Raw genomic sequence first — 4,823 nt, 5'->3', positions numbered from 1 at the left:
CCCACGCCCCCGCGCACCCGACCTCATCACAATCTTGACGCCTGTGAGTTACCGGTAACATCATGGTGCGGACAGCGCTCCCGGACCCCGCGTCCCCCCACCTCCGAGCCGAGGGGAAGCAGCATCCCGATGTCCGCACCGACCACGTCGTCCGACGGTTTCCTGCTGCACGGCGAGCCGTTCCGGATCCTCTCCGGCGCCATGCACTACCTCCGCGTCCACCTCACGGACACGCCCGACCTCGGCCCGGTGAAGCCCTGATGACCTCCTCGGGCCTGCCCTTACCTTTACCTTCGTCCGTACGCCCGTCCGCGTCCCCGGCGCCTCTGCGGCTGCGCGTGTCCGCGCCCGCCGCGCCGCCGCTCACCGGCCACCTCCCCTTGTCCGACGCACCCGGCGTCCCCGACCCCGTCGAGGTCACCGGCCGCTGCCTGACCCGCGGCGGCCGGCCCTGGTTCCCGGTCTCCGGCGAGTTCCACTACACCCGCTGCCCGGCCGGGGAGTGGGAGGAGGAGCTGCTGAAGATGAAGGCCGGCGGGGTCACCGCCGTCGCGAGTTACGTCATCTGGATCCACCACGAGGAGACCGAGGGGCGCATCCGGTTCGACGGCGACCGCGACCTGCGGCGTTTCGCGCGGCTCTGTGCGCGCCACGGCCTCGACCTCGTCCCGCGCATCGGCCCCTGGTGCCACGCGGAGGTACGCAACGGCGGCCTCCCCGACTGGGTACTGGCCCGCACCCGCGCCCCGCGCACGGACGACCCGGCGTACCTCGCGCCCGTACGCACCTGGTTCGAAGCCGTCGCCGCGCAGCTGGCCGGGCTGGAACGCGCGCACGGCGGCCCGGTCGTCGCCGTCCAGATCGAGAACGAGCTGTACGACGGGCCCGGCCACCTGCTGACGCTCAAGCGCATGGCGCAGGCCGCCGGACTGAGCGCCCCGCTGTGGACGTCGACGGCGTGGGGCGGGGTCCGGCTCCCGCCCGGCGAACTGTTCCCGCTGTACGGCGGCTACCCGGAGGCCTTCTGGACGGAGGCGGACGGCGGCTGGCCCGACACCTGCCGCAAGCACTTCTTCTTCACCCACCAGCGCGACGACGAGGGCATCGGCGCCGACCTGCGTCCGACAGCGGTGCGCGGGACCGGTCCGGCGGACCTCGCGGCCCTGACGGAGCGCTTCCCCTGGGCCACCTGCGAGCTGGGCGGCGGCATGGCGGTCTCGTACCACCGCCGCCCGCGCGTCGAGGCGGCCGACGTCGCCGCCCTCGCCCTCACGAAGATCGGCTGCGGCTCGGTGTGGCAGGGCTACTACATGTTCCACGGCGGTACGAATCCGGTGGGCGGGCGGACGACCCTCCAGGAGTCCCACGCGACGGGTTACCCGAACGACCTCCCCGTCCTCACGTACGACTTCCAGGCCCCGCTGGGCGAGTACGGCCAGTACCGGCCCTCGTACGACGAACTCCGGCTCCAGCACCTGATGCTGGCCGGCTTCGGGCACCTCGTCGCGCCGATGGAATCCTTCCTGCCCGAGCGGCGGCCGGCGGGCCAGGACGACCGGGACACCCTGCGCTGGGCGGTGCGCGGGGAGGGGGAGTCGGGCTTCCTCTTCGTCAACAACCACCAGCCGCACGGGGAGTTGCCGGACCACCCGGACACCGTGTTCACGGTGGAGTTCCCGCGGGCGCCCGCGCTCACCCTCCCGAGCACGCCGGTGACGGTCCCGGCCGGCGCGTACTTCTGCTGGCCGCTCCGCCTCGACGTGGCCGGCCTGCGCCTGGACTGGGCCACCGCGCAGCCCGTGTGCATGGTGACCGACGGAGGCGACGGGGGAGAGGGGCGAGACGGGGGCGGCCGTACGGTCCTGGTGCTGGCCGCCGTCGAGGGCGTACCCGTCGAACTGGCCCTGGACGCAGGGACGGTGACGTCGGTACGGGTGCCCTCGGGGGAGTGGTCCGCGGTCGACGACCGGGTCCTGGTCACGGGCCTGGAGCCCGGAACCGATTGCCTGGTCGAGGTGGAGACGGCGCGGGGCGGCCGGGTCGGGCTGCTGGTGCTGGACGCGGCGACGGCCCGTACCGCCTACCGGGGCGTCGCGTGGGGAGCCGAGCGGCTGGTGCTCTGCGCCGCGGGGGTCGTCTTCGACGAGCACGCGGACGGCGGACGGGGCGAGGTGCGGGTGCACGGCCCGGCAGCCGACGAGCTGTCGTTCGCGGTGCTGCCCGCGCCGCGGCGGCCCCCGGTGGTGACGGGCGCGCGGGTGCGGCAGACGGCGGACGGGGTGTTCACGCGGTACACCGCGCCGGCCGACGGACGGGACCCGCGCAGGCACGGGACGGTGGAGGCGGTGCTCACGAAGCTCCGGGACGCCGGCCCGGCGCCCGAGCCGGTGACGGGCGTGCAGGGCAGGGCGAGCGCCCCCGCCGACGCGTCCTACGACACCGTCGCCGCCGAGTACGCCGTCGCCGTCCCGGACGGACTCCCGTTCACCGGGACCCTGCTGCGCGTCCACTGGAGCGGGGACGTGGCGCGCGCGTACGTGGACGGCGCGTTCGTGGCGGACCAGTTCCACAACGGACGGACCTGGGACATCGGCCTGCACCGGCTCCCGGCGTTCGCCCTGCGCGGGGAGGGCCTGCGGCTGAAGGTCCTGCCGCGGCACGCGGACGCGCGGGTGTACGTGGCCGGCGGCGCCGGTGCCGGCGGCGATGGTGGCGGCGGTGAAGGGCCGGACGGGGCCTCGGGCGGCTCGGGCGGCTCGGGGGCCGTGGCGGAGGTGGCGGAGGTGATGCGGGCCGAGTGGGTGATGACGCGTACGTGGGTGATCAGGGCGTCCGGTCCGCCCTCCCGCCCGGCGGCCTATCCTGTGGCCAGCCGGGCGGGAGGACGACCGCCGGGAGCCGCGACCGCCGACCCCTGAAGGACAGCACCCGCCATGACCCGACGTGCTGGCGACGGCGTGCCGCCCCAGGAGCAGGTCTCCGGCCCTCATGGGGACGTGGACGTTCCCGAAGCCGTCAGGAGCAGGGGCCGCAGCCGGCGCAACTTCGCGGGGGCGCGCCCGGTGATGGGCGACGTGGCGCGGCTGGCGGGTGTCTCCAAGCAGACGGTGTCGCGCGTGCTGAACGACAACCCGTCCGTCCGCCCCGAGACGCGCGAGGTGGTCCTGACGGCCATGCGCACCCTCGGCTACCGCCCCAGCCGCAGCGCCCGCTCGCTGGCCAGCGGCCGGACCCGGATGCTCGGGGTGATCTCCTTCGACGCGGCCCGCTTCGGGCCCGCCTCCATCCTGACCGCGATCAACTCCGCGGCCCAGGACGCCGGTTACCTGGTGAGTTCCATCGCGCTCGACACGGCGGACCGGGCCACGGTCGTACGGGCCGTGGACACGCTGTCGGCCGAGGGCGCGGACGGGGTGATCGCCATCGCCCCGCAGCGCTGGGTGGGCCGGGCGCTGGCGGAGGCCCGCCTGGACACCCCGCTGATGGTCCTGGAGAACGACCTCGGCAAGGACGCGTCGTTCGTCACGGCGGACAACGCGGCGGGCGCCCGCAAGGCCACCGAGCACCTGCTGGACCTGGGCCACGCGACGGTCCACCACGTCGCGGGCCCCACGGGCTGGCTGTCGGCGGACCACAGGGTGGCGGCCTGGCGGACCACGCTGGAGACGGCCGGCGCCGCGGTCCCCGAACCCCTGATCGGAGACTGGAGCGCCGACTCGGGCTACGAACTGGGCCGCCGGCTGGCCGCGGACCCGGACGTCACCGCGGTCTTCGCCTCCAACGACCAGATGGCGCTGGGGGTGCTGCGAGCGCTGCACGAGTCGGGCCGCCGCGTCCCGGACGACGTCAGCGTGGTGGGCTACGACGACATCCCCGAGGCCGCGCACCTGCTCCCGCCGCTGACCACGGTCCGCACCGACTTCCCGGAGATCGGCACGCGTTCGCTGCGCCTGCTCCTGTCCCAGCTGGACGGCCCACCGGAACCGCCGGTGGACCGGGTGGTCCCGGTCGAACTGATCGTCCGCAGGAGCACGGGCCCGGCGCCGTCCGGCCGCGCCCCGGCCGCGGGTCACGGCTGAGGAAAATCTGTGTGGACCAGATGAGTGGGCGGGCATCCCGGCGGGATACAAAGGACACATGCGGGAGCGCGAAACCCCTGGCGGGGCCACGGACGACGTCGATGTCATGCGGGCAGGTCACGAAGAGGCCGCGGGGCCGGACGTGAACGCAGCGCCGGACGCGGACCCCGTACCGGACGCGATGCCGGACGCGGACCCCGTACCGGACGTGGACGCGGTGACACGGGCGGTGCTGACGGCGTCGCGCGTACTGGTCGCGGTCTCGGCCCGCTCGCTCGCGGGGGTCGAGGAGCGCGTGACGCTGCCGCAGGTCAGGATGCTGATGGTCCTGTCCACCCGCGGCGCCACCAAGCTGGTGACCCTGGCGGAACTGCTGGGGGTGGCGCCGTCCACGGCGATGCGGATGGTGGACCGCCTGATAGCGGCGGGCCTGGCCGACCGCCAGACCAACCCGGACAACCGCCGCGAGACGCTGCTCCAGCTCACGGAGGAGGGCCGGCGCACGGTGGAGGGCGTCACGTCCCGCCGGCGCACCGAGATCGCGAACATCGTGGAACGCCTGGCCCCGGCACAGCGGACGGCGATCGTGGAGGCGCTGACGGCCTTCAACGAGGCGGGCGGCGAGCCCCCGGTCCCGGACGAGACGGAACCGCACCCGCTGGGCTGGGTGGACCCGCCGGGACACGACGCCTGACCATTCACCCGACAGCGGGACTGGGGGTGGGGGTGGGCGAGGTCGTATTG

General features: G+C 74.5%; 4 protein-coding genes. All 4 read left to right on the top strand.

The genetic code is table 11. The annotated features are described in order from the left end of the window. Positions 1–129: 129 nt before the first annotated feature. The 4 genes from FGF04_RS41780 (at position 130) to FGF04_RS38105 (ending at position 4,773) form a co-directional block, all read left to right on the top strand. Positions 130–261, top strand: a complete 132-nt coding sequence (locus tag FGF04_RS41780) for a hypothetical protein (RefSeq protein WP_268893811.1) — start codon at positions 130–132, stop codon at positions 259–261. Beyond that, positions 261–2,918, top strand: a complete 2,658-nt coding sequence (locus FGF04_RS38115) for a beta-galactosidase (protein ID WP_149515970.1) — start codon at positions 261–263, stop codon at positions 2,916–2,918. The genes FGF04_RS41780 and FGF04_RS38115 overlap by 1 nt, the downstream gene beginning before the upstream one ends. Positions 2,919–3,065: 147 nt before the next feature. Further along, entirely contained in the window at positions 3,066–4,079 is a 1,014-nt protein-coding gene (locus tag FGF04_RS38110) for a LacI family DNA-binding transcriptional regulator (RefSeq protein ID WP_235882722.1), read from the top strand. A 181-nt stretch (positions 4,080–4,260) separates the two neighbouring features. Beyond that, complete coding sequence (locus tag FGF04_RS38105; RefSeq protein WP_235882721.1) at positions 4,261–4,773, top strand: MarR family winged helix-turn-helix transcriptional regulator; 513 nt, start codon at positions 4,261–4,263, stop codon at positions 4,771–4,773. The last annotated feature ends 50 nt before the right edge of the window (positions 4,774–4,823 follow it).

It is taken from the genome of Streptomyces apricus, assembly GCF_008369065.1.
Classification (GTDB): Bacteria; Actinomycetota; Actinomycetes; order Streptomycetales; family Streptomycetaceae; genus Streptomyces; species Streptomyces apricus.
This window is presented reverse-complemented; position numbering and strand designations above follow the sequence as displayed.

What these genes read in the sequence shown, in the direction of transcription:
- FGF04_RS38110 (WP_235882722.1), top strand. Translation starts at nt 3,066, where the DNA reads ATGGGCGACGTGGCGCGGCTGGCGGGTGTCTCCAAGCAGACGGTGTCG.
- FGF04_RS38115 (WP_149515970.1), top strand. Translation starts at nt 261, where the DNA reads ATGACCTCCTCGGGCCTGCCCTTACCTTTACCTTCGTCCGTACGCCCG.
- FGF04_RS41780 (WP_268893811.1), top strand. Translation starts at nt 130, where the DNA reads ATGTCCGCACCGACCACGTCGTCCGACGGTTTCCTGCTGCACGGCGAG.
- FGF04_RS38105 (WP_235882721.1), top strand. Translation starts at nt 4,261, where the DNA reads ATGCCGGACGCGGACCCCGTACCGGACGTGGACGCGGTGACACGGGCG.